At 64.1% G+C, this 22405-nt stretch carries 24 protein-coding genes; 11 read left to right on the forward strand and 13 right to left on the reverse strand.

What is annotated here, in order from left to right:
• Nucleotides 1-43: 43 nt before the first annotated feature.
• The 4 genes from glnL to trmL all read left to right on the forward strand — a co-directional run bounded on the left by glnL (nt 44) and on the right by trmL (nt 5625).
• On the forward strand, nt 44-1138 hold the full coding sequence (gene glnL / locus H156_RS0105230) for a nitrogen regulation protein NR(II) (RefSeq protein WP_010961763.1): 1095 nt from the start codon (nt 44-46) through the stop codon (nt 1136-1138).
• Complete coding sequence (ntrC, locus tag H156_RS0105235; protein ID WP_017366200.1) at nt 1104-2516, forward strand: nitrogen regulation protein NR(I); 1413 nt, start codon at nt 1104-1106, stop codon at nt 2514-2516. The genes glnL and ntrC overlap by 35 nt, the downstream gene beginning before the upstream one ends.
• 111 nt (nt 2517-2627) lie before the next feature.
• A complete protein-coding gene (locus H156_RS0105240; protein WP_010961761.1) occupies nt 2628-5138 on the forward strand; it encodes a glycogen/starch/alpha-glucan phosphorylase in 2511 nt (836 codons plus the stop codon).
• 7 nt (nt 5139-5145) lie between these two features.
• The gene (gene trmL, locus H156_RS0105245) at nt 5146-5625 is read left to right on the forward strand and encodes a tRNA (uridine(34)/cytosine(34)/5-carboxymethylaminomethyluridine(34)-2'-O)-methyltransferase TrmL (RefSeq protein WP_017366199.1); all 480 of its coding nucleotides are present in this window, start codon (nt 5146-5148) and stop codon (nt 5623-5625) included.
• Here the strand turns inward: trmL and H156_RS0105250 are convergent.
• The 4 genes from H156_RS0105250 to H156_RS0105265 form a co-directional block, all read right to left on the reverse strand.
• Nucleotides 5622-6629: an NAD(P)H-dependent glycerol-3-phosphate dehydrogenase gene (locus H156_RS0105250; protein WP_081504069.1), complete on the reverse strand. Its 1008-nt coding sequence runs from the start codon at nt 6627-6629 to the stop codon at nt 5622-5624. The two genes, trmL and H156_RS0105250, sit on opposite strands and share 4 nt — an antisense overlap.
• A gap of 17 nt (nt 6630-6646) precedes the next feature.
• Nucleotides 6647-7114 carry a protein-export chaperone SecB gene (secB, locus tag H156_RS0105255; RefSeq protein WP_010961758.1) on the reverse strand — a complete coding sequence of 156 codons (468 nt, stop codon included), beginning with the start codon at nt 7112-7114 and terminating at the stop codon, nt 6647-6649.
• Between the two features lie 37 nt (nt 7115-7151).
• Nucleotides 7152-7589, reverse strand: coding sequence for a rhodanese-like domain-containing protein (locus tag H156_RS0105260; RefSeq protein WP_010961757.1), 438 nt, complete (start codon nt 7587-7589; stop codon nt 7152-7154).
• A gap of 72 nt (nt 7590-7661) precedes the next feature.
• On the reverse strand, nt 7662-7964 hold the full coding sequence (locus H156_RS0105265) for an ArsR/SmtB family transcription factor (RefSeq protein WP_010961756.1): 303 nt from the start codon (nt 7962-7964) through the stop codon (nt 7662-7664).
• A 315-nt stretch (nt 7965-8279) separates the two neighbouring features.
• On the opposite strand from H156_RS0105265, the gene H156_RS0105270 reads away from it, so the two are divergent.
• From H156_RS0105270 to H156_RS0105280, 3 genes are all read left to right on the forward strand, one after another.
• The gene (locus tag H156_RS0105270; RefSeq protein ID WP_036246115.1) at nt 8280-9425 is read left to right on the forward strand and encodes a murein hydrolase activator EnvC family protein; all 1146 of its coding nucleotides are present in this window, start codon (nt 8280-8282) and stop codon (nt 9423-9425) included.
• A gap of 51 nt (nt 9426-9476) precedes the next feature.
• On the forward strand, nt 9477-10802 hold the full coding sequence (locus H156_RS0105275) for a S41 family peptidase (RefSeq protein WP_036246146.1): 1326 nt from the start codon (nt 9477-9479) through the stop codon (nt 10800-10802).
• Nucleotides 10803-10902: 100 nt separating this feature from the next.
• Nucleotides 10903-11337: an Hsp20/alpha crystallin family protein gene (locus H156_RS0105280; protein ID WP_010961753.1), complete on the forward strand. Its 435-nt coding sequence runs from the start codon at nt 10903-10905 to the stop codon at nt 11335-11337.
• Nucleotides 11338-11389: 52 nt separating this feature from the next.
• Here the strand turns inward: H156_RS0105280 and rapA are convergent, their stop codons facing one another.
• A complete protein-coding gene (gene rapA, locus H156_RS0105285) occupies nt 11390-14239 on the reverse strand; it encodes an RNA polymerase-associated protein RapA (RefSeq protein ID WP_026046056.1) in 2850 nt (949 codons plus the stop codon).
• A 183-nt stretch (nt 14240-14422) separates the two neighbouring features.
• On the opposite strand from rapA, the gene purE reads away from it, so the two are divergent.
• The gene (gene purE, locus H156_RS0105290) at nt 14423-14911 is read left to right on the forward strand and encodes a 5-(carboxyamino)imidazole ribonucleotide mutase (protein ID WP_017366194.1); all 489 of its coding nucleotides are present in this window, start codon (nt 14423-14425) and stop codon (nt 14909-14911) included.
• Nucleotides 14911-16041 (forward strand): 5-(carboxyamino)imidazole ribonucleotide synthase, encoded by a 1131-nt coding sequence (locus H156_RS0105295; protein WP_017366193.1) that lies wholly within the window; start codon nt 14911-14913, stop codon nt 16039-16041. The genes purE and H156_RS0105295 overlap by 1 nt, the downstream gene beginning before the upstream one ends.
• Nucleotides 16042-16043: 2 nt before the next feature.
• Here H156_RS0105295 and H156_RS0105300 read toward each other — a convergent pair whose 3' ends face one another.
• Genes H156_RS0105300 through H156_RS17155 form a run of 3 tightly spaced genes read right to left on the reverse strand, consistent with a single transcriptional unit; the run spans nt 16044 to nt 17236 of the window.
• Nucleotides 16044-16517: a DUF1249 domain-containing protein gene (locus H156_RS0105300; protein WP_010961749.1), complete on the reverse strand. Its 474-nt coding sequence runs from the start codon at nt 16515-16517 to the stop codon at nt 16044-16046.
• Nucleotides 16514-16927, reverse strand: coding sequence for a 6-pyruvoyl trahydropterin synthase family protein (locus H156_RS0105305; protein WP_010961748.1), 414 nt, complete (start codon nt 16925-16927; stop codon nt 16514-16516). Before H156_RS0105305 ends, H156_RS0105300 begins: the two co-directional genes overlap by 4 nt.
• A 6-nt stretch (nt 16928-16933) precedes the next feature.
• On the reverse strand, nt 16934-17236 hold the full coding sequence (locus H156_RS17155) for a PilZ domain-containing protein (protein ID WP_017366192.1): 303 nt from the start codon (nt 17234-17236) through the stop codon (nt 16934-16936).
• Nucleotides 17237-17390: 154 nt separating this feature from the next.
• Here H156_RS17155 and H156_RS0105315 point away from each other — a divergent pair, with 154 nt between their 5' ends.
• Together H156_RS0105315 and H156_RS0105320 are read left to right on the forward strand one after the other, a co-directional pair.
• Nucleotides 17391-18407, forward strand: coding sequence for a tryptophan--tRNA ligase (locus H156_RS0105315; RefSeq protein WP_017366191.1), 1017 nt, complete (start codon nt 17391-17393; stop codon nt 18405-18407).
• Nucleotides 18408-18418: 11 nt separating this feature from the next.
• Nucleotides 18419-19207, forward strand: a complete 789-nt coding sequence (locus tag H156_RS0105320) for an RMD1 family protein (protein WP_010961746.1) — start codon at nt 18419-18421, stop codon at nt 19205-19207.
• 305 nt (nt 19208-19512) lie between these two features.
• On the opposite strand, the gene H156_RS0105325 is transcribed toward H156_RS0105320, so the two are convergent.
• Genes H156_RS0105325 through arsC form a run of 5 tightly spaced genes read right to left on the reverse strand, consistent with a single transcriptional unit; the run spans nt 19513 to nt 22391 of the window.
• A complete protein-coding gene (locus H156_RS0105325) occupies nt 19513-19740 on the reverse strand; it encodes a hypothetical protein (protein ID WP_017366190.1) in 228 nt (75 codons plus the stop codon).
• A complete protein-coding gene (locus H156_RS0105330; protein WP_017366189.1) occupies nt 19737-20675 on the reverse strand; it encodes a ketopantoate reductase family protein in 939 nt (312 codons plus the stop codon). The genes H156_RS0105325 and H156_RS0105330 overlap by 4 nt, the downstream gene beginning before the upstream one ends.
• Entirely contained in the window at nt 20672-21370 is a 699-nt protein-coding gene (gene hda / locus H156_RS0105335; RefSeq protein ID WP_017366188.1) for a DnaA regulatory inactivator Hda, read from the reverse strand. Before hda ends, H156_RS0105330 begins: the two co-directional genes overlap by 4 nt.
• Before the next feature lie 28 nt (nt 21371-21398).
• Nucleotides 21399-22016 (reverse strand): NAD(P)H:quinone oxidoreductase, encoded by a 618-nt coding sequence (gene wrbA / locus H156_RS0105340; protein ID WP_017366187.1) that lies wholly within the window; start codon nt 22014-22016, stop codon nt 21399-21401.
• Between the two features lie 24 nt (nt 22017-22040).
• A complete protein-coding gene (arsC, locus tag H156_RS0105345) occupies nt 22041-22391 on the reverse strand; it encodes an arsenate reductase (glutaredoxin) (RefSeq protein ID WP_017366186.1) in 351 nt (116 codons plus the stop codon).
• Nucleotides 22392-22405: the final 14 nt, after the last annotated feature.

Here is a 22405-nt window from a genome sequence, read left to right on the forward strand (position 1 = left end):
GCGAACGCCTAGGCATGGCGCATTACTTGCTGCGGGTCCTGGCATGACGGCATCGGACACACCTTCCTTCTACCGGCGCATCCTCGACAACCTGGGGGACGGTGTGCTGCTGTTCGATAAAACGCTGACCCTGACCTACATCAACATGCCCGGCGAAATGTTGCTCGCCGTCAGCGCCCGTCAGGTGCTGGGCGCCCGCGCACGTCTGGTATTGCCGTGCGGCGAACAGCCGGTCGAGCCGGATTTGCGGCACGCCATGGAGACCGGCATTTCCCTGACCAAGCGCAATGTCACGCTGGTTCATCCGCTCCATGTGATCACGGTGAATCTGCACATCTCGCCGATCACCGAGGACGAGGCCACCGGGGTACTGGTCCAGGTGCAGCAGGTGGATCGCCATTTGCGGATTTCCATGGAGGAGCAGTTGCTGGCGCAGCAAAACGCGGCCAGGTCACTGCTCAGGGGATTGGCGCACGAGATCAAGAATCCGCTCGGGGGGCTGCGCGGCGCGGCGCAGCTCCTGGAGCGGGAGCTGCAGGACGAGCTGCGTGAGTATACCCAGATCATCATCGAGGAGTCCGACCGTCTCCAGTCCCTGCTGGACCGTATGCTCGGGCCGAACAAGCTGCCACAGAAGGCCTGGCTGAACATCCACCGGGTGCTGGACCGGGTGACCCAGCTGGTGCAGGCGGAAGTGCCCGCCGGTGTCCGGATCGTCCGTGACTACGATCCGAGCATCCCGGAAATCTTCGGCGACGCCGATCAGTTGATCCAGGCCATCCTCAACATCGTGCGCAATGCCGCCCAGGCCCTCGGTATGCACGGCCGGATCGTCATCCGCAGCCGCATCGACCGGCAGGTGACGATCGGTGAGCGGCGCCATCGCATGGCGGTGAAAATCGACATCATCGATGACGGCCCCGGTATCAAGCCGGAACTCCTGAACCATATTTTCTATCCGATGGTCACCGGGCGGGCCGAGGGCACGGGCCTGGGATTGTCGATCGCACAGGGGCTGATCAGCCAGCACGGCGGCTTGATCGAGTGCAGCAGCGTGCCCGGAAACACCGTTTTTTCCCTGTTTTTGCCTTTGGAGGAGGATCATGAAGCGAGCGTTCCAGGTTTGGGTGGTCGATGACGACCGATCGATCCGCTGGGTCTTGGAAAAAGCGCTGCAAAAAGCGTCGATCCAGACCCGTGCCTTCTCCACCGCCAACAGCATGATGGAAGCCCTGAATCGGGACCGGCCGGATGCGGTGCTGACCGACATCCGTATGCCCGGTCTGGATGGCATCGAGTTGCTGAAGCAGTTGCAGGCCAAATATCCCGATCTGCCGGTCGTGATCATGACCGCGCATTCCGATCTGGAAAGTGCGGTGTCCGCATTCAGCGGCGGGGCGTTCGAGTATCTGCCGAAGCCGTTCGACGTGGACGAGGCGGTGGATCTGGTCGCAAAGGCCTGTGCCCACAGCCAGCGGGCTGCGACCGGGGAAGCGGCCGACAAGGGCCTGCCGGAGAAGACCCCGGAAATCATCGGCGAGGCGCCGGCGATGCAGGAGGTGTTCCGCGCCATCGCCCGGCTGGCGCGTTCGAACATAACGGTGCTGATCAACGGTGAGTCGGGGACCGGTAAGGAATTGGTCGCCCGCGCCCTGCACCGCCACAGTCCCCGCGCCGACAAGCCGTTCATCGCGCTCAACATGGCCGCCATACCGCGCGATTTGTTGGAGTCCGAGTTGTTCGGCCACGAGCGCGGCGCTTTCACCGGTGCGCAGGCCCGCCGGGCGGGGCGGTTCGAGCAGGCCGACGGTGGCACGCTGTTCCTGGACGAGATCGGCGACATGCCGGCGGAACTGCAGACCCGTCTGCTGCGCGTGCTGGCCGAGGGCGAGTTTTTTCCGGTCGGCGCCCATGCCCCGGTCAAGGTGGACGTGAGGATCATCGCCGCGACCCACCAGAACCTGGAACAACTGGTGGCGGAAGGCCGCTTCCGTGAGGATCTGTTTCACCGCCTGAACGTCATCCGTATCCACATCCCACCGCTCAGGGAGCGGCGCCAGGACATCGTCCTGCTGCTCAAGCATTTCCTGAAGGAGGCCAGCCAGGAACTCAACGTCGAGACCAAGACCCTGCTGCCCGAAGTCGAGGCTTACCTGTGCCGGCTGGATTGGCCGGGCAATGTCCGGCAGTTGGAGAACACCTGCCGCTGGATCACGGTCATGGCGGCCGGCAAGGACGTACACCTCGACGATCTGCCGCCGGAGCTGCTGAAGGCCCGGCCGGAGCCGGTCGCCGTCTCCAGCGAATGGCAGGACAGTTTCACTCAGTGGATCGACGCCCGTCTGCGGCGTGGCGACCGCAATGTGGCCAAGGAAGCCATCGATTCGGCCGAAGGCATCCTCATCAGCACCGCCTTGCAATTCACCCGGGGTCGCCGGCAGGAGGCAGCCAAGCTGCTGGGTTACGGCAGGAACACCCTGACCCGTAAAATAAGCGAGCTGAACATTGACGTCTGAACGGTTGTAACCGTCCTGCTTCAGACTGTCGGTACCATCCATCGGACCTTTCCGCCGGGTTTTGCCGAAGGAAGGGTCCGCATCCGATTCTCACACGGGAGGTGATCGCCCATGCTCACGCGCAAGTTCAAGACCAGCAACCCGACCGCGCTCCTGACAGAAATGCCGGGTCTGGGAATGGGGGCCAAAAACCTCAGCGCCGACATCCGCCGGCATTTCAACTGCACTCTGGGACGGGACCGTGACTGCCGCTCGGTACACTATGCCTACTCGGCGCTGGCGTTGACGGTGCGTGACCGCCTCATGGAGCGCTGGCGGAACACCGAATATGCCTACGATCAGGCGGATTGCCGCCGGACTTATTACCTCTCGCTGGAGTTCCTGCTCGGCCGCGCCCTGAGCAACGCGATGCTGAACCTCGGGATCGAGGAGCCCATCCAGCAGGCGCTCAATGAACTGGGTCTGGAACTGGAAGAGTTGGCGGATTCGGAGTTCGATGCCGGCCTCGGCAATGGCGGGCTGGGGCGGCTCGCGGCCTGCTTCATCGACAGTTGCGCCACGCTGCAGCTTCCGGTGATGGGGTACGGCATCCGTTACGAATACGGCATGTTCCGCCAGATGATCGTCAATGGTTACCAGGTCGAGGAGCCCGACCACTGGTTGCGGAATGGTCACGTATGGGAGCAGGAGCGCCCGGAGCTGACGGTGCGGGTCAAGTTCGGCGGCCGGACCGAGTTCTCCAACGATGTGTCGCGGCCGGGTCAGGTGGTCTGGCTCGACACCGATGACGTGCTGGCCGTACCCTTCGACATCCCGGTGCCGGGATACCGGAACGGCACGGTCAACACCCTGAGGCTATGGAAATCCGCTGCCACTGACGAATTCAAGCTGGGCGAGTTCAATGCCGGCGACTATGCCGAATCCGTCCGCGCCAAGAATCTGGCGGAAAACATCTCGATGGTGCTGTATCCGAACGATGCCAGCGAGAACGGCAAGGAACTTCGGCTGCGCCAGCAGTATTTCCTGGCGTCGGCCAGCCTGCAGGACGTGCTGCGGCGGTGGCTGGCGGACCACGGCGAGGATTTCTCGGAGTTTGCCGAGAAGAACTGCTTCCAGCTCAACGACACCCATCCGACCATTGCGGTGGCCGAGCTGATGCGCCTCTTGATCGACGTGCACGGCCTGGCCTGGAACGAGGCCTGGGCCATCACCAACCGCACCATGGCCTACACCAACCACACCCTGTTGCCCGAGGCGCTGGAAAAATGGCCGGTGCGGCTGTTCCGGCAGATGCTGCCGCGCCTGCTGGAGATCATCTTCGAGATCAACGCGCGCTTCCTGGGCGAGGTCGCGGCGCGCTGGCCCGGCGACATCGACCGGCTGGCACGGATGTCGCTGATCGAAGAGGGACATGAACAACAGGTGCGGATGGCTTACCTCGCCATCGTCGGCAGCTTCTCGGTCAATGGCGTCGCGGCCCTGCACTCCGACCTGCTCAAGCATGGCCTGTTCAAGGACTTCCACGAACTGTGGCCGGAGCGTTTCAACAACAAGACCAACGGCATCACCCCCCGGCGCTGGCTGGCCGCCTGCAATCCGGAGCTGGCCGGCCTCATCAGCGAGGCCATCGGCGACAAGTGGACCGCCGATCTGACCCGTCTGGCCGAACTCAGGCCGTTCGCCGAGGATGCGGCGTTCCGGGAACGGTGGATGGCGATCAAGCGGCGCAACAAGGAGAAGCTGCTGGACTTCAAGAACCGCGAGCTGGGGTTGACTCTGGTGAACCCCGACCTGATGTTCGACGTCCAGGTCAAGCGTATCCATGAATACAAGCGCCAGTTGCTCAACGTGCTGCACGTGATCCATCTGTTCGACCGGATCAAGCGGGGCGATGTCCAGGACTGGACGCCCCGCTGCGTCCTGTTCGGCGGCAAGGCTGCGCCGGGCTACGTGATGGCGAAGCGCATCATCAAGCTCATCAACAACGTGGCAGGAACGATCAATGGCGATCCCGAAATGAACGATCGCCTGAGTGTGCTGTTCCTGCCGAATTACCGGGTCACCGCCATGGAGGTGATCTGTCCGGGCACCGATCTGTCGGAGCAGATTTCCACGGCCGGCAAGGAGGCCTCGGGTACCGGCAACATGAAGTTCATGATGAACGGAGCCTTGACCATCGGCACGCTGGACGGCGCCAACATCGAGATTCGGGAGGAAGTGGGAGCGGAAAACTTCTTCTTGTTCGGCCTGACTGCCGAGGAGGTCGAACGCCGCCGCGGTGGCTACGATCCCGGCGCGGTCATCGAGGCGAACGAGGACTTGAAACGGGTCATGGGACTCCTCGAGAGTGGTTTTTTCAACCGATTCGAGCCGGGCATATTCGATCCCATCATCGAATCGATCCGCAGTCCTCACGACCCCTGGATGACGGCTGCCGATTTCCCCGGCTATGTCGAGGCGCAGAGAGCGGCCGCGGCCGCTTTCCGCGACAAGGATCGCTGGGCCCGGATGAGCATCCTGAACACCGCCGCCAGCGGCAAGTTCTCCACCGACCGCACCATCGCCGAATACAATCGCGAGATCTGGAAGCTGACGCCGATACCGGCTTTGCCGGTGAAGTAAGCGGACGATGTTCCACGTCGTGCTGTACGAGCCGGAGATTCCGCCGAACACCGGCAACGTCATCCGGCTCTGTGCCAACACCGGCGCCCGTCTGCACCTCATCGAGCCGCTGGGGTTCGAAATGGACGATGCGCGTCTGCGGCGGGCGGGGCTGGACTACCGGGAATGGGCCGAGGTGGCCCGGCACCGTGACTGGGAAGGTTTCGTGGGGGCGGTCGCGCCGGAACGGATATTCGCGCTGACCACCCGGGGCGAGGTCAGCCATGCCGACGTGACTTACCGGCCCGGCGATGCCTTCCTGTTCGGTCCGGAGTCACGCGGATTGCCCGCGGCGCTGCTCGCCCGGTTCGAGGCGGGCCGACGGATCCGGCTGCCGATGCGACCGGGCTCGCGCAGCCTGAACCTGTCCAATGCCGTCGCGGTGGTGTGTTTCGAGGCCTGGCGTCAATGCGGCTTCGCGGGCGCGGCATCCGCCTCGGAGCGTTAGCGGTCCCATTCCGGCTTGGGGTCCCGCAGCAGCAGATTGCGCACGGCTTCCTCTGGCGGCAAGCCTTCGTAGAGCACGCGGTAGGTCTGGGCGGTGATCGGCATGTCTACGCCCTTCCTGCCGGCGAGTTCGTGGATCAGCCGGGCCGCCAGGATGCCTTCGATCTCCTGGCCGATCTCGGCGTGGATTTCCTCACGGGGCCTGCCTTTGCCCACCCCCAGGCCGAAGCGGCGGTTGCGGCTCTGGTTGTCGGTGGCGGTGAGTACCAGATCGCCGACGCCGGCCAGGCCCATGAGCGTTTCGGTCCTGGCGCCCAGGGCGAGACTCAGCCGCATCATCTCGGCCAGTCCCCGGGTGATGAGGGCCGCCCTGGCGTTGGCGCCGAACCCCAAGCCGTCGGAGATGCCGGCGGCGATCGCCAGCACGTTCTTGCAGGCGCCTCCCAGCTGGGCGCCGATGAGGTCGTCGGTGGTGTAGGCGCGGAAATAGGCGTTGTGCAGCCAGGAAACGATCTTGGCGCCGAAGGCTTCGCTGCTGGCGCCGACAGTGATGGCGCTGGGCAGTTCCGCGACCACTTCGGCGGCGAAGGTCGGTCCCGACAGCACGGCGAGCGCACGGTCCGGGCCGAGGATCTCGCGGGCGGTTTCGTGCAGCAGACAGCCGCGGGTGCGGTCCAGCCCCTTGGTGGCCCACATGAGACCGGCTTCCGGTTGCAGGTGTGGGGCGCAGAGCTCGAGCGTGGCGCGGAAGGCGTGGCTGGGGACCGCGACCAGCACGGCACCGCTGGCCGTGGCGGCTGCCTCGGCCAAGTCCGGGGTCACGCTCAGGGTGTCGGGGAATGTGGCATGGGGCAGATAATGTGCGTTCCGGCGCTCTGCCGCCATGGCCTCGGCGTGTTCCCGGCGGTGGCTCCACAACAGGGTGGGCACGCCGTTCCTGGCGATGAGCAGGGCCAGCGCCGTGCCCCAGGAGCCGGCGCCGAGAACGCTGATGCAGTGCCTCATGGGCATAACGGCAGGCTTCAGTGCGGCGTGGCCGGCTGGGCCTGCTGCTGGGCCATCTGAACCTGCTGCATGTAGAGCGCGTCGAAATTGATCGGTGCCAGCAGCATCGGCGGGAAGCCGCCTTTGTTCACGAGATCCGAGACCGCCTCGCGGGCATAGGGGAACAGGATGTTGGGGCAATAGCTGCCGAGCAAGGGTCCCATTTCCTGTTCCGGGAAACCACTGATCGTGAAAATGCCGGCCTGGCAGATTTCGACCAGGTAGGCCGTCTTCTCCTCCAGCTTCACGGTGATCGTGACTGAGAGGCTGACTTCGAACAGGCCTTCCTGGAGCTGCTGGACCTTGGAGCCGAGATTGAACTCGACTTTCGGTTCCCACTTCAGAGTAAAGACGGCGGGCGAGTTGGGGGTCTCGAACGATACGTCCTTGACGTAGAGCTTCTGGATGGCGAACTGTCTTTCGGGCTGCTGGTTTTCTTCGCTCATGATTTTGCCAATGGCCGAGTGGTGAATGAAACGGGTGTCAGGATTTCTTGCGTTTCCTGGTCACGGGGTAATGGGCGTCTCTCCAGGCCAGCATGCCGCCGCGCATCTCGTAGATCCGGCTGAAGCCCTGCTTTGTCAGGGTCTTGCATGCGGAGGGCGAACGGGTGCCCTGCTGGCAGGTGACGATGACCGGCTTCTCCTTGTACTGGGCGATCTCCGAGGCGCGTTCTTCGAGCTTTCCCAAGGGGATGTGGTAGGCGCCTTCGATGTGGCCTTCGGCGAATTCCGCCGGCTCGCGGACGTCGACCACCAGCGTGTCTTCCGTATTCATGAGCTGGACGGCACCGGCCGGTGTCAGCACCTTGTGCTTGCGGAACAGCGATTCCAGGAGATCCTGTATCAGCAGGACGGTGACGACGAGCAGGGCGCCGGCCATCATCCAGTGATTGCCGAGAAATTCGAGCAACCGGGTCATTTCTTCCTCACTTTTTCGAAAATTGGGATTTTGGGGTCTGGGGCCGGCACCCGCCGGTCGTTCTGGCGTCTTTCAGTGCTTGCAGAATACTTCTTTGATCATGCGGACGAGCTGCAGCATCCTGTCGTCTTCCACGAAGTAATAGACTTTGTTGGCATCCCGATGGCAACTTAGGATGCCCTTGTCTCGCAGTATGGCGAGGTGCTGAGAGACGTTGCTCTGGGTCGTACCGACCTGCTCCACCAGGTCCTGGACATTGATGCGCCCCTTGCTCAAGGTGCAGAGGATCTTGAGCCGCAAGGGATGCGCCATGGCCTTCAGGCTGTGGGCGGCGCGGCGGATCTCCGATTCGTCGGTGATGAGGTCAGTTTGCATGATATTCGCACCCGAGTGGCATGTATCGCGGCGGGTATCCTCAGCCAGCCGTGGAGGGACAGGCACGACGCCACCCCGAAAATTGGTTAGACTAATGATTCCTGGTTTCGCGCGCATCCTGCATTTTATCAGGCTATCATGCCCGACTTTGTTCGCGGTGGTCGGTGAATCGGATGATTATACGTTGAACCGGCGCCCCCGTGTGCCTGCCAGTGATCTTTCGACGTGAAAGCCGCCTCGCGATGTTCCCGTTTTCTCTCCCAGTCGGGTGCCTTTGCCGTGGACTCGGGGAGGGGCCGGGCAGGATCGTCCGGGATGCCGCAGCCCATGAAACTGGCGGTGTTCGCCGGTTTCCTGATGTCCTGGGTGGCCGGGCAGGCGATTTCCGCGGATGAGGGCGATGCCGCCGCGCGGCTGAAGGCGGTTCGCGACCGGATCGCATCCGCGGAGAAAGAGTTGGAGACGATCGAAACCCGTCAGGGCAGCGTGTCCGCCGAGTTGCGGCGGGTGGAGGAGCGCTATGGCGACCTGGTGCACACGCTCCGGCTGCTGGAAGACAAAACGGCCGTTCAGGCCAGGCGTGCGGCGGAGTCGAACCGGCGGCTCACCGAACTGCAGCAGGCAGTGCTCAGACAGCATAAGGCCTTGGCCTCGCTGGCCCGGTCCGCCTACGCGTTGGGCGGCCGGCAATGGCTCAAGCTGGCGCTGAACATCGATGAGCCGGGGCGGTTGGCCCGCATGATGGCCTACCACGGTTACCTGAACCGCGACCATTACGCCCGCCTGGAGGCGCTGCAAAAGGACGTCGCCCAGGTCCGGGCGCTGCAGGACGAGGCGGCGGCCGATGCCGGGCGTCTCGAGGCGCTGCGGGAACGCATCGAGCACGAAAAGGTCGAACTGGATGAAACCCGGCGGGAGCGGCTGGAGGTGCTGGCCAGGCTCCGCGAGGAGCGCCGGGGAAAGGACGCCGAACTGGTCCGGCTCAAGGAAAGCGAGCACCGGCTGGAGGCTCTGGTATCCTCCCTGCGCGAAATCGTCATGGATTTCACGGCTTCGCTCGCCGCGCCAAGGTCCTTCGCGCGGCGCAAGGGCCAGTTGAGCTGGCCGGCGGCGGGGGAGCGGGTGGCGCAGTTCGGCGGCCAGCGGATGTCGGGTCGCTGGGACGGTGTGGTGATCCGGGCGCCGGAGGGCGCACCGGTCAAGGCGGTATCGGAAGGGCGGGTGGTCTTTTCCGATTGGCTTCGCGGTTACGGTTTGCTTACCATCGTCGATCACGGCGATGGCTATATGAGCCTATACGCGTTCAATCAAAGCGTTTACAAGAACGTCGGCGACTGGGTGGAGGCCGGAGAGGTCATCGCCAGCGTCGGTTCCAGTGGCGGACAGGTGGAGCCGGGCCTGTATTTCGGTATCCGGGAAAAGGGCCAGGCCCTCGATCCATCACAGTGGTGCAAGGATTGAGTGGCGCCGGAGATAGAGTTTGTGGCGGAATTTGTTGCGGAATATTTGAACATGGTGAAAGTGACGGGCATGCGTGCACTCAAGATCGGTTTGTTGGTCGGTGTGGTGTCGGCGGCGAGTTGGGCGGAAGACAAGCCCACGCCCGCGGGGGCGGTCAATATCCCGTTCGAGGGGTTGAAGACCTTTTCCGAGGTCTACGGCCGCATCCAGCAGGACTATGTCGAGCCGGTACCGGACGACAAGCTGCTGGAGGACGCCATCCGCGGGATGTTGTCGGGCCTCGATCCGCACTCCACCTATCTGGACCAGGAGCAGTACAACGAATTGAAGGTCGGGACCACCGGCCAGTTCGGCGGGCTGGGCATCGAGGTCGGAATGGAGAACGGCTTCGTCAAAGTGATCGCACCCATCGACGACACGCCGGCATTCCATGCAGGCATCAAGGCGGGCGACCTGATCATCCGCCTCGACGACAAGCCGGTGAAAGGCATGTCCCTCAACGATGCGGTCAAGATGATGCGGGGCGAACCGGGCAGCCCGATCGTGCTGACCGTGGTCCGTGAAGGCGTCGAGCAGCCGCTCAAGATCACCATCACCCGCGACATCATCAAGATCAAGAGCGTCAAGAGCCGGATTCTCGAGGATGGCTACGGCTATCTGCGCATCACCAGTTTCCAGTCCAAGACCGGGGACAATGTGATCGAGGCCATCGACGAGATGAAGAAGAAGGGGGCACTGAAAGGACTCGTTCTCGACCTGCGCAACAATCCCGGCGGAGTGCTCAATGCCGCGGTGGCGGTCAGCGACGCTTTCCTCGAAAGCGGTCTGATCGTTTACACCGATGGCCGGGTGGAGGATGCCAAGATGCGCTTCTCGGCGACGCCCAACGACGTCATCGGCGGTGCCCCCATGGTGGTGCTGATCAACGGTGGTTCGGCTTCGGCCTCGGAGATCGTGGCGGGTGCGCTGCAGGACCACAAACGGGCGGTCATCATGGGCGAGAAGACCTTCGGCAAAGGCTCGGTGCAGACTATCCTCCCGACCAGCAACGGCGGCGCGGTCAAGCTCACCACGGCGCGCTACTACACGCCGTCGGGGCGTTCGATCCAGGCCGAGGGCATCACGCCGGATGTGCCGATCTCCCGGGTCAAGCTGGAAATGGCGGCGAAGTCGGAGTTCGCCCCCATCAAGGAGGCTGATCTCACCGGCCATCTGAGCAACGACAAGGCCAAGAAAGGCGGCGAGGCGAAGGATGCGAAGGACAAGGAGTCGGACAAGGTCGACGACACGCTCGCCCTGCAGGACTATCCGCTGAATGAAGCGCTCAACCTGCTCAAGGGCATCAACATCGTGCACAAAAACGGCGTCAAGAACTGATCAGACGGCGTTGCCGGAAAATGCGGGCGAGACTTCCATTGAAATCGGGCAGTGGGTGCGCCATAACGCAGACAGACCCCATCAAGACAGGAGATGCGTCATGACAATCGGCCGCAATGAGCCGTGGAGTTTATTGAATCAACTGCAGCGTGAACTGGAGCGTTCCTTCGAGGGACGTCAGGGTTCGGACTCCGCAGCGACGGCCGAATGGACGCCGGCCGTCGACATCAAGGAGGAAGCCGACCGGTACGTCCTCCTCGCCGATCTCCCGGGCGTCAGTACGGACAACATCGACGTCTCGATGGAGCAGGGCGTTTTGACGCTGCGTGGCGAGCGGAACACCGAAGCCCGTACGGAGCGTTCCGGCTACAAGCGCATCGAGCGCGTCTACGGCAGCTTCTACCGTCGGTTTTCGCTGCCGGATACCGCCGACGCCGACGGCATATCCGCGCGCTATAACAACGGCGTGTTGGAAATCGTGATTCCCAAGAAAGCCGCGATTCAGCCGCGGCGAATCGTCGTCAGCGCCGACTGACGCCAGGTGGCGGGTAAAAAAAGGGAGCGGAGGCTCCCTTTTTTCATGGGCGCTACACGGTGATGAGGAGTCGCACGGCATCGAGCCGCAGCCGGGCGGCTTGAAGGTATCCGTGCATCTCGACGGCATCGTCCTTGAGTCTGTCCAGTTCTTCCTGGCGGACGCTGGGGTTGACGCTCCGGAGTGCGGCCAGCCGTTTGAGTTCGTTCGTCATTTCATCGAGCATGCGCCGACTGCTGTCGGCCACGATTTCGGCCAATCGGGTTCCGGCCCGGGTTTCCGCCAAGGCCAGCAGCTTTTCCAGATTCGGTTTCTGGCTCCGCACGAACGCCCGGACGTTCGCGGGTTCGAAAGTCTGGGGACGCTCGTCGAACTCCGCCATCGCGATCCGGCCGAGGTCCTGTCCGCGGTGGTCGAGCAGCGTACGCAGCTGCGTGGTCGGAAGGAACCGGAAGAGTTGCAGTCGGCGCGGCGCCGGACATTCGATGCGGTGGAAGGTTTCCAGCAGCATCTGGCCGGAGGCGAGGGCCGGGTGCGATACGAAGCCGAGTGAAGCGTTGCCGTGCTCGCCGTTCAGCACCAGGTCGATGGCGCCTCGCACCAGTGGGTGTTCCCAGCTCAGGAACACCATGTCTTCGCGCGCCAAGGCAACGTCCCGGTTGAGGGTGACGGTCACGCCGTCTTCCGGCAGCTCCGGGAACTTCGGGACCCGCAGGTGTTCCCCGGGACGGAGGATGTAACAGTCGGTGGAATGCTCCTCGACGACGACGCCGTAGGCATCGCACACCGCTTCCAGCCAGGGCCACAAGGCGGTGTCCCGGTCCCAGGCGGCGACGGCCTCAACCAGGCGGTTGGCCGGCTCCGGCCGGCAGGAGTTGAGTTCCAGCAGCCGGTCACGGCCGGCATGGAGTTCGGCTTCGATGGTTTCGGCGAGGGTTCGGGTGTCCTGAATCAGGGTGATGCCGGCATGGGTATCAGGTGCCAGCAGGACACGCCGAAGCTCGTCGCCGAGCCGGGCGAACACCGCGGCCCCTGCCGCGGCGGGACGGTGGAACGCGTCCAGTCCTTCGTGATACCAGCGGAACAGGATCTCCTGGGCCGAATCCTCGAAGTAGGGTACATGGATGTCGATGCTGTGGTGTTGGCCGATACGGTCCAGGCGGCCGATGCGCTGCTCCAGCAGGTTCGGATCCAGGGGTAGATCGAACAGCACGAGATGGTGGGCGAACTGGAAATTGCGCCCTTCGCTGCCTATCTCCGAGCAGACGAGCACCTGGGCGCCTTCCTCTTCCTCGGCGAACCAGGCTGCGGCGCGGTCGCGGGCGATGATCGACATTCCTTCGTGGAACACCGCGGCGCGGACGCCGCCCAGCGTTCTCAGCGCGTTTTCCAGGTCCACGGCCGTCTGCTGCCGGTGGCAGATGACCAGCAGCTTCGAGCGTGACGGTTTGAGGCGCTGGGCGATGTCGAGCAGCCAGTGCACGCGCGGATCGTGACGCCACCAGTCCGGGTCGGGTCTGGACGATTCCGGCCACAACCGGGCTTCGAGCGAAGCCTCTTGGGTCCGGTAATGCTCCGGTAGCGGAAGGGGGCGTCCGTGCAGCAGGCGGGAGGGGAAGCCATGGACGGTGTTACGGGTGTTGCGGAACAGTACGCGGCCGGTCCCGTGGCGGTCCAGCAGGAGCTGGATCAGCGCATTGCGGGCCGCTGCCGCGTGCTCCGGGTCGTTCAGGTCACCCACCAGCGCATCGGCGCGGTCGTGGCGCAGGAAACGTTGTAGCTGGCCGAGGGTATCGGCATCGAGCCGGGGGCTGTCGAGCAGCTTGTCGATGACTCCGGCCAGCGCCGTGTATTCCTGCTCCTCCTGCCGGAATTGCTCGAAATCGAAGAATCGGTCCGGATCGAGCAGCCGCAGACGCGCGAAGTGGCCGAGCTTGCCGAGCTGCTCGGGGGTCGCGGTCAGAAGCAGCAGGCCAGGCGTGCGCCGGGCCAGCATTTCGACGAAGGCATAGGCCGGGCTCGGCTTTTCCGGCGTCCATTCCAGGTGATGGGCCTCGTCGATGACCACCATATCCCAGGCGACGTCCAGCACGTAGCGGCGGCGCTCGGGATCCTTGAGGATGAAATCGAGGCTGCTCAGGGCCAGGTTCACGTTTTTGAACGGGCTGCCTTCTTCGGCGGCGTCCTCGTAGGCGTCCTCGCCGATCAGGCTGAAACGCAGGTTGAACCGCCGCAGCATTTCCACCAGCCATTGATGGAGCAGCATGTTCGGCACCAGGATCAGCACTTTTTCGGTCCGTCCGGTGAGGACCCGGTGGTGGATGATCAGGCCGGCTTCGATGGTCTTGCCCAGGCCGACTTCGTCCGCCAGCAGTACCCGGGGCGCATGTCGGGACGCGACTTCGTGGGCGATATACAGCTGATGGGGAATGAGTGCGGTACGTGGGCCGACGAGACCCAGCACGGGGGATTGTTCGAGACGAGCGAGTTTTTCGCCGGTTTCGATGCGCAGGCGGAACACGTCGCCGGGGTCGATCTGGCCGGAGAGCAGCCGGTCCTGCGGTCTGTTGAACTGCAGAAACGGATTGAGCTCGATTTCTTCCAGGGTGCGTGGCTTTCCATCCGCGTCCTTGCCGAGATAGACCAGCAGACCGTCTTGCTCTTCGACCTCCTCGACCTGCATCGACCAGCCGTCCACGCTTTCCACCCGGTCGCCGGCGGCAAACCGGACCCGGCTCAGCGGAGCATTGCCGACCGCGTAGATGCGCCGTTCACCGCTGGCGATGAACGATACGGTGACCCTGTCGTGCTCGACGCCGACCACGGTGCCGAGCCCCAATTCCGGCTCTGTGTCGCTGATCCAGCGTTGTCCGGAACGCAATGTGGGAAGGGGGCCAGCCATATGATCAAGGGGATTGTTGTGCAGAAGGGTTGGAAAAAATCTTGGAATTCTACCAGATCGTCCGCGTCTTGACCGGACGGCACCGCCCGAGGGGGGATCGCCCGCCGGGCGATCCGATGGAGTTGGGATGCATGAGGCAGTGGGGTATCATAAGAACTTTTTTCAACGGCAACGAGTACCCTAATGGTTCAGGTCGGTATCGTGATGGGGAGTACCAGCGACTGGGAGGTCATGCAGCACGCTGTCCGCAAGCTCGAGGAGTTCGGTATCCCCTGCGAGGCCAAGGTGGTGTCCGCCCATCGTACGCCGGACCTGTTGTTCGACTATGCGGAACGGGCCCGGTCCCGCGGCCTCAAGTGCATCATCGCCGGTGCAGGCGGCGCGGCCCATCTGCCCGGAATGATGGCGGCCAAGACCACTGTGCCGGTTTTGGGCGTACCGGTGCCCGGCAGACATCTCGGCGGGCAGGATTCACTGTATTCGATCGTGCAGATGCCCAAGGGCGTGCCCGTGGCGACGTTTGCCATCGGCGAGGCGGGGGCGGTCAACGCCGCGCTGTTCGCGGTGGCCCTGCTGGCGAACGGCGATCCGGCCCTGCAGCTTCGTCTCGACGAGTTCCGCCGGCATCAGGCCGACTCCGTATTGGCGGCACGATTGCCGGAGGTGCCCTGATGGCGCACATTCTGCCTCCCGCGATGCTCGGCATTCTCGGCGGCGGCCAGTTGGGCCGCATGTTTGCGATGGCGGCCCGGTCCATGGGCTATCGGGTGACCGTGCTGGATCCCGATATCCAGAGCCCGGCCGGGAGCGTGGCGGACCGCCACATCCGCGCCGCCTATGATGACGAGGGGGCGCTCGAAGATCTGGCGTCGGGCTGTGCCGCGGTGACCACCGAATTCGAGAACGTCCCCGCCGACAGCCTGCGCTTCCTGGAATCTCGGACGCGGGTGTCGCCTTCCTCGGCTTGTGTGGCCATTGCCCAGGACCGTATCCTCGAAAAACGCTATATCGCCGGTGCCGGTCTGGCCGTGGCGCCGTTCCTGGCGGTGGATGCCCCGCAGGATCTGGCCGGCGACCTCGCGCCCCTGCTGCCGGGGATTCTCAAGACGGCGCGTTTCGGCTACGACGGTAAAGGGCAGGTGCGGGTCGCCACCCCCGAGGACGTCCATGGCGCCTTCGAAGCTTTGGGCTGCCGTCCCTGTGTGCTGGAGAAGCGGCTGGACCTCGAGACCGAAATCTCGGTGATCGTGGCGCGGACTTCGGCGGAACTCGTCAGAACCTTCCCGGTCGCCGAAAACAGGCACGAGGCGGGCATCCTTGATGTCAGCATCGTGCCAGCGCGGGTGACGCCGGACATCGCCGCGCGGGCCTGCGAGATGGCCTGTGCCCTGGCGGAGGCCATGGACTATATCGGTGTGCTGGCGGTGGAGTTTTTCGTGCTGGAGGAGGGCGGACTGGTCATCAACGAAATCGCGCCACGCCCCCACAACAGCGGTCATTACACCCTCGATGCCTGCGGCGTGAGCCAGTTCGGGCAGCAGGTCCGCACGCTGTGCGGGCTCCCTCCCGCGGACACGCGCCTGCTCAGTCCCGTGGTCATGGTGAACCTCCTCGGGGACATCTGGCGGGACGACGAGCCGGCCTGGGATCTGGTCCTGAGCGAGCCCGCCGCGGTCCTGCATCTTTATGGTAAGGCCAGCGCCAGGGCGGGGAGGAAGATGGGCCATTTCAACGTGCTGGCCGAAACCGTCGATGCGGCCCTGGAGAAGGCGGAAGCCCTCAAGCGTGCCCTGCGGCGCTGAAGTCAGGCCGGCGCCGAGCGGTCCCTCCAGGGGGACAGGTCGGCCGGGCCGGATGACAGCCGGTAGCGGCTGTCGACGCAGTAATCCAGCCAGCGCGCCAGGAAATAGTTCAGTGACCACTTGTAGTCCAGCACCCGCTGCGGCGTCGCTTGGTCCCCCAGGGCGTCACGCACCTCGGGGCGGCAGTGGTCGCTGAGCACTTCGACGGAATGGGCGTCGAGATAGACCCGAATCCGGACGGCGGGCTCGCGCAGTTCTTCCATGGCGCGGCTGAAGGCGTGCGTCAGTTCCAGCGTCAAAGTGTAGGGGGATCGTTCCAGCACGCGGATATGCAGAGCGGGTTTGCCGTGCACCGATGCTTTCAGTGCCGGCTGGATCCGCTCCAGATCCGGTACCAACGCCAACAGCCGCTGGTAATTCGCCTCGCACAGCTTGGCCAGCCAGTAGGAGCGGTTGCGGGGCAGAAACCGGCTCACGGCGGGCTTCCCTCGCGATAGCTGGCGCAGGCGCTCGAGGTTTCCCACAGGGTGACGTTCTGGACCGCGAATCCCTTCCGCCGCAGGTCCCGATAAATCATTTCTGCCAGGGCTTCCGCCGTCGGATGCTGTTCGAGCGCGAGGACCCGCTCGCCGGCCTGCTGCAGCAGGGGCAGCAAAGGATCGTCCCGGTGCAGCAACAGGTTGTGGTCGAGGTGAGTGTCGATGAAATCACGGGCGGCGGCCGAGATGTCGGCGAAGTCGCAAACCATGCCCTGGAAGTTCAGGTCACTGGCGGATACGGTGATGGCCGCCCGAACGCTGTGGCCATGCAGATGCCGGCACTTGCCGGAATGGTGCATCAAGCGGTGGCCGTAACAGAAAAAAATCTCTTTGGTGACGCTGTACATGGGGTCTTATTTGCTCTTGATCCCCTTGATGGCGCCGGCCACATGGTGGAAACCGGGCTCCGGCGCCGGAATGCAGCGTACCACTTCGATGCTGGCCGTCAGGGGGGGGGTGAGTCGGTTGTCCGGCTCGATGCGGATTTCCAGGGCGCGGCCCGGCTCGATGATTTCATCGGTCCTGAACAGGATGCCGGAGCCGCTGATGTTGACGCAGACGCCGGCGCGTTCCTCGTTCTCTCCTGCGATCCGGTACTTGATCGGATAGCTGACTGGTATGCGTCGAGAGCGGCGTCTCTCGATGAAATGCGGCATAGGCTCGCCCCCATGATTGTCCTCGGGGCGTATTCTAAACGAATGGTGCGTGGTATGGTGGTTTTGAGCCTCGGCTGCGGGTGGCGGCACCGGGGGTTTTGTGTCATAGTGCCGCCCGCGCCGTTTCTTGCCGTTTTTGCACTCCTTCATCTGCATGAGCACCAAATCAGTCGTCCTGACCGGCATCACCACCACCGGAACCCCCCATCTCGGCAATTACGTGGGCGCCATCCGCCCGGCGATCGAGGCGAGCCATGACCATACTGTACAGCCGTACTATTTCCTTGCCGATTATCATGCCCTGATCAAATGCCATGATCCGGAGCGGGTGCGGCAGTCGACGCTGGAGATCGCCGCGAGCTGGCTGGCTCTGGGGCTGGATACCCAGAATGCCATATTCTACCGCCAGTCGGACGTGCCGGAGATCGTCGAACTGACCTGGATGCTGACCTGTGTGACCGCCAAGGGGCTGATGAATCGTGCCCATGCCTACAAGGCGGCGGTGCAGGCCAACCAAGAGGCGGACGAGGCCGATCCCGACAAGGGCATCACCATGGGGCTTTTCAACTATCCGGTGCTCATGGCAGCGGACATCCTTTTGTTCAACGCCCACAAGGTGCCGGTCGGACGCGACCAGGTGCAGCACATCGAGATGGCCCGAGACATCGGCCAGCGGTTCAATCATATCTTCGGCGAGCATTTCGTGCTGCCGGAGGCCGTGGTCAACGAGGAAACCGCCGTGCTCCAGGGACTGGACGGCCGCAAGATGAGCAAGAGCTATGACAACACCATTCCTCTGTTCGCGCCGGATAGGCAGTTGCGCAAGCTCATCATGAAGATCAAGACCAATTCCCAGCTTCCGGGCGAACCCAAGGATCCTGCCGGTTGCACGCTGTTCTCGATCTACCAGGCCTTCGCCAGCAAACACGAGGTCGAGGAGGCCCGGCGCTGGTATGCCGAAGGCATTGGCTGGGGCGAGATGAAGAACAGGCTGTACGAGTACTTGAACGATCACCTCGCAACGGCCCGCGAACGCTACGAAGCGTTGATCCTGGACCCGGAGAGGATCGAACAGGAGCTGCGGGCGGGCGCCGCCCGGGCGCGGGCTCACGCCGTCCCGTTCATGCAACGGATCCGGGAGGCAGTGGGCATCCGGCCGCTGGCTCCCTGACTCCTCCCGTCATGGCCGCCGCCACCGAACGGGTGATCTGCGCCCGTGCCTGGTTTCTCGGCAGCCGCATCGACTACCGCGAGATCGAACGGGGCGGCGCGGTCGCACTGGGGCCCCTGACCCTGGCGGTCGGTCGCGAAGGCTACCGGATCACATTCCGGTTCGGCGTCGTCGTCCTGGTCGGCCTCAGTGCCGAGCAGGAAGCGGAAGTCCTTCAGGGGCTGCGTCCGGTCGTCCACAACCCGTTGGCGGAACCGGAACTGGAGGAGGTCGACCTCCTGATCCACCCGGAGCTGCCGGAGCGGCTGGACAGCGCAGGCCGGCTGGTATTGCGGGAGGCATCGGTCGCCCGCCTGCAGGTCGTCGCCCATGTGCTGGCCAAGAGCTGTGTCCTGTCCTACTACGAACGCAACGTGGCAGAGGAGTTCGACCGCATCGAACAGATCGCCCAGCGTCTGACCCGCGCCGCCGGCCCGCCGCGGGGCAAGCGGGAAATCCTCAACGAGATCGGCAAGGCGCTGTCCATCATGGGGCGCATGGTGGGACGGGTCGAGGTCGCGGAGAAGCCGGAGATCGTCTGGGACGATCCTCAGCTCGACCAGCTTTACGAACGCCTGGCGACCGAGTACGAGCTGCGCGACCGGGACCGGGCGCTGTCACGCAAGCTCGAACTTATCTCGCGCACCGCCGAGACCTATCTCGATCTGGTGAACCACCGCCAAGCGCTGCGGGTCGAGTGGTACATCGTCCTCCTGATCGTCGTGGAGATCGTGCTGAGTCTGTACGACAAGCTGAGCTGAGCGTCTCGGCCGGGCGTTTTCCCGAACGCCAGAATGTGGAGCCAACGGTCCGGTTGACCGGTTCGGGTGCGGACAGCCCGGCGGCCGTGGCCCGCCGCGCCAGGGTGATGACGGTTTCCGGCAGATCGTTGCCATCTCTTCCGGCGAGAAATCGTGCCACTCCTTCCGCATCCAGTCGCAGGCCGCCTGCAGATGGGCGTCGTGCGATTCGTCCTCATGGCGGACCACATCCACCAGCAGGAACACGCCGCCGGGCCGCAGGCTCCGGGAAACCTGGCGGAAGACTTCGCCCTTTTCTTCTGTGGTCAGGTGATGCAGGGCGAATCCCGCAAGGCGTTCGAGAAATGGCATGCATCGCCGCAGCCGAGGTCGCAGACCGAGATGCCCGTACCGCCGAAACGTGCCGCGAGATGTTTGCCCACGTCGGCGAAGATTTCACGGTGATACATGTAGTTATGGGAGACGACACGGCCATGGAGTGACCAGGTGTCGATGAAGATTTCGGCGGCTTCGCGGTGTGCGGTCGAGGTCACGGCGGGTTTCCCCAAAGGCTTTTCGAGGTTCGTAGCTCCAGGAGCTTCATTAGGGCATAGACCGACTCCAGATGCGGAATCGCCACACGGGTCCGCCGACCGGCGCGTACCGCGTTGCCGAGGATGACCTCCGTTTCCATCGGCTGGCCGGCTTCGAAGTCGACCAGCATGCTGGTCTTGTACGGCGGCATCTTGTAGGTGCTGGCGACGTTCTTCTCGACGATGTCTTCCGGCAGGGGATGGCCGTTGGCCGCGGCTACTGCGCGGATCTCCTGCATGATCGCCCGGACGAAACCTTCCTGGGTCGACAGGATGTCCAGGGTATCGAGGCCGCCGGAGAGCACCGACAGTGGATTGAAGGCGGCGTTCCAGACGCATTTCTGCCAGCGTGCGGTGGTGATGTTTTCAGTGGCGATGCCGTCGATGCCGGCTTCTTCGAAAGCGGCGGCCAGGGTCTTGACGCGTTCCGAGACTCCGCCGGGATAGTTGCCCAGCATCAGCCGTCCGTAGGCCTGGTGCCAGATTTCGCCGGGCGCGGTACGGGTGACGCCGATGAAAGCCAGGCCGCTGATGACTTCGTTGTCGGGGAAGGCGGCGGCGACTTCCGGCTCGATGTCGATGCCGTTGGAAATCAGGACGATGCCGGTGTCGGGGGCCACGGCATCGCGCAGTAATCCGACCCGGTCGGCACCTTCCACCACCTTGATGCACAGCAGCGTGCAATCGGGCTTGGTTTCGAGTTCGGCGGCGGAGCGGACGACCGCCGCCGGCCGGAAGGTGTAGTCCCCCAGTGTCGCGCTGCGGATGCGGATGCCCTTGGCCTTCACGGTCTCGTAGTCGGAGCGGGCGACCACCGACACGCAGTGGCCGGTCTTGGCGAGCAGGGCACCGTAGAAGCTGCCGATGGCGCCGGTGCCGATCACGAGTATATTCATGCGATGTCTTCCAGGTAGCCTTTGATGAAAGGGACGGTGAGCCGGCGCTTGGCGGCCAGGGAGGCATGGTCCAGCTCTTCCAGCAGTGCCTGCAGCGAAGCCATGTCGCGGCGGCAGTGGGACAGCAGGAACCGTCCGACCCGGGGGCTCAGGTCGAGCCCCAGCATGCCGGCCCGCCGTTCCAGTGCGGCCAGCTTGTGTTCGTCCGTCAGCGGATGGAGCCGAAGGACGAGCCCCCAGGCCAGGCGGGTCTTGAGATCGGGCAGGGCGACGGGTAATTCCGCAGGCGGCGCCGTGGCGGTGATCAGCAGGGTGTTTCCGGCATCGCGCATGGCGTTGAACAGGCCGAACAACTGCCGTTCCCAGTCGTCGCGACCGGCGATCGTGTCGATGTCGTCCAGACAGACCAGGTTCTGGTTTTCCATGCCCTCGAGCACGGCCGGACCACACTCGCCGATCAGCGCCAGCGGCAGGCAGGCGGCGCTGCGACCGTTGTGGAAAGCCTCGCGGCAGGCGGCGTTGACGAGATGGGTCTTGCCCAGGCCGGTGTCTCCCCACAGATAGAGCAGCGTATCGCCTTCGCCCCGGGCGCTGCGCCGCGCAGCCTCCGCCGCTTCGGCGTTGGGTCCCGCCCAGTACGTTTCGAAGGTCTGCAGCGGGTCGACGGCGAAATGCAGCGGTATCTGCTGGGCCATGGCGGTAGCTGCGAATGTCCTCGCGGACTTAATCCCCGGTATTCTTCAGCGCCTTGGCGACCCGCGCCAGCCGGGCACCGAAGGCACGGCACAGTGCCCGTTCTTCGTCGCTCAGCGGCGAGGCGTCGCCGGTGTGGCGGCTGGGGCCGTAGGGCGTGCCGCCGCTGCGGGTCTTGTGCAGGGCGGCTTCGCTGCTGGGAATGCCAACCAGGATCATGCCGTGGTGGAGGAGCGGCGGCAGCATGGTCAGCAGAGTCGCTTCCTGGCCACCGTGCATGGAAGCGGTCGAAGTGAACACGCCGGCTGGCTTGCCTGACAGTGCGCCGGAAAACCACAGGGCGCTGGTGCTGTCCAGGAAATGCTTGAGCGGCGCGGCCATGTTGCCGAAATGGGTCGGGCTGCCCAGGGCCAGGCCATCGCAATGCTTGAGGTCGTCCAGCGTGGCATAGGGCGGCCCCTCGGATGGAACGGCCGGCGCCGTCGCTTCGGTGACGGGTGAGACCTCCGGCACGGTGCGCAGCTTGGCGATGGCGCCCGGCACTTCTTCCACGCCTCGGGCGATCATGCGCGCCATGTCGGCGGTGGCGCCGTGGCGGCTGTAATAGAGGATCAGGATTTCGGTGCTGCTGCGTTTGGACTCGGTCATGTCGGTCGGGAGTTGGGAAAGGGGTCAGCCGAGGATGGCCAGTACGTTCTCGGGTGGCCGGCCCAACGCTGCCTTGCCGTTGGCCACGACGATCGGGCGCTCGATCAGTACCGGATGGCTGGCCATGGCTTCGATCAGTGTTTCGTCGTCGAGCTCCGGATTCGCCAGCCCCAGCTCCTTGTACGGGGCCTCGCCTTTGCGCAGCAACTGGCGTGGCGAGATTCCCAGGAGCCTCACCAGTTCACGCAGGCTCGCCGCGTCGGGCGGGGTTTTCAGATATTCGACAATGACCGGTTCGATGCCCCGCTGTTGAAGCAGTTTCAAGGTTTCCCGCGACTTGCTGCAGCGCGGATTGTGGTAAATGGTGACGGACATGGTTAAGGTCCTCC

Origin of the sequence: Methylococcus capsulatus str. Texas = ATCC 19069 (genome assembly GCF_000424685.1) — a bacterium.
Classification (GTDB): Bacteria; Pseudomonadota; Gammaproteobacteria; order Methylococcales; family Methylococcaceae; genus Methylococcus; species Methylococcus capsulatus.

What these genes read in the sequence shown, in the direction of transcription:
- glnL (WP_010961763.1), top strand. Translation starts at nt 44, where the DNA reads ATGACGGCATCGGACACACCTTCCTTCTACCGGCGCATCCTCGACAAC.
- ntrC (WP_017366200.1), top strand. Translation starts at nt 1,104, where the DNA reads ATGAAGCGAGCGTTCCAGGTTTGGGTGGTCGATGACGACCGATCGATC.
- H156_RS0105240 (WP_010961761.1), top strand. Translation starts at nt 2,628, where the DNA reads ATGCTCACGCGCAAGTTCAAGACCAGCAACCCGACCGCGCTCCTGACA.
- trmL (WP_017366199.1), top strand. Translation starts at nt 5,146, where the DNA reads ATGTTCCACGTCGTGCTGTACGAGCCGGAGATTCCGCCGAACACCGGC.
- H156_RS0105250 (WP_081504069.1), bottom strand. Translation starts at nt 6,629, where the DNA reads ATGAGGCACTGCATCAGCGTTCTCGGCGCCGGCTCCTGGGGCACGGCG.
- secB (WP_010961758.1), bottom strand. Translation starts at nt 7,114, where the DNA reads ATGAGCGAAGAAAACCAGCAGCCCGAAAGACAGTTCGCCATCCAGAAG.
- H156_RS0105260 (WP_010961757.1), bottom strand. Translation starts at nt 7,589, where the DNA reads ATGACCCGGTTGCTCGAATTTCTCGGCAATCACTGGATGATGGCCGGC.
- H156_RS0105265 (WP_010961756.1), bottom strand. Translation starts at nt 7,964, where the DNA reads ATGCAAACTGACCTCATCACCGACGAATCGGAGATCCGCCGCGCCGCC.
- H156_RS0105270 (WP_036246115.1), top strand. Translation starts at nt 8,280, where the DNA reads ATGCCGCAGCCCATGAAACTGGCGGTGTTCGCCGGTTTCCTGATGTCC.
- H156_RS0105275 (WP_036246146.1), top strand. Translation starts at nt 9,477, where the DNA reads ATGGTGAAAGTGACGGGCATGCGTGCACTCAAGATCGGTTTGTTGGTC.
- H156_RS0105280 (WP_010961753.1), top strand. Translation starts at nt 10,903, where the DNA reads ATGACAATCGGCCGCAATGAGCCGTGGAGTTTATTGAATCAACTGCAG.
- rapA (WP_026046056.1), bottom strand. Translation starts at nt 14,239, where the DNA reads ATGGCTGGCCCCCTTCCCACATTGCGTTCCGGACAACGCTGGATCAGC.
- purE (WP_017366194.1), top strand. Translation starts at nt 14,423, where the DNA reads ATGGTTCAGGTCGGTATCGTGATGGGGAGTACCAGCGACTGGGAGGTC.
- H156_RS0105295 (WP_017366193.1), top strand. Translation starts at nt 14,911, where the DNA reads ATGGCGCACATTCTGCCTCCCGCGATGCTCGGCATTCTCGGCGGCGGC.
- H156_RS0105305 (WP_010961748.1), bottom strand. Translation starts at nt 16,927, where the DNA reads ATGTACAGCGTCACCAAAGAGATTTTTTTCTGTTACGGCCACCGCTTG.
- H156_RS17155 (WP_017366192.1), bottom strand. Translation starts at nt 17,236, where the DNA reads ATGCCGCATTTCATCGAGAGACGCCGCTCTCGACGCATACCAGTCAGC.
- H156_RS0105315 (WP_017366191.1), top strand. Translation starts at nt 17,391, where the DNA reads ATGAGCACCAAATCAGTCGTCCTGACCGGCATCACCACCACCGGAACC.
- H156_RS0105320 (WP_010961746.1), top strand. Translation starts at nt 18,419, where the DNA reads ATGGCCGCCGCCACCGAACGGGTGATCTGCGCCCGTGCCTGGTTTCTC.
- H156_RS0105330 (WP_017366189.1), bottom strand. Translation starts at nt 20,675, where the DNA reads ATGAATATACTCGTGATCGGCACCGGCGCCATCGGCAGCTTCTACGGT.
- hda (WP_017366188.1), bottom strand. Translation starts at nt 21,370, where the DNA reads ATGGCCCAGCAGATACCGCTGCATTTCGCCGTCGACCCGCTGCAGACC.
- wrbA (WP_017366187.1), bottom strand. Translation starts at nt 22,016, where the DNA reads ATGACCGAGTCCAAACGCAGCAGCACCGAAATCCTGATCCTCTATTAC.
- arsC (WP_017366186.1), bottom strand. Translation starts at nt 22,391, where the DNA reads ATGTCCGTCACCATTTACCACAATCCGCGCTGCAGCAAGTCGCGGGAA.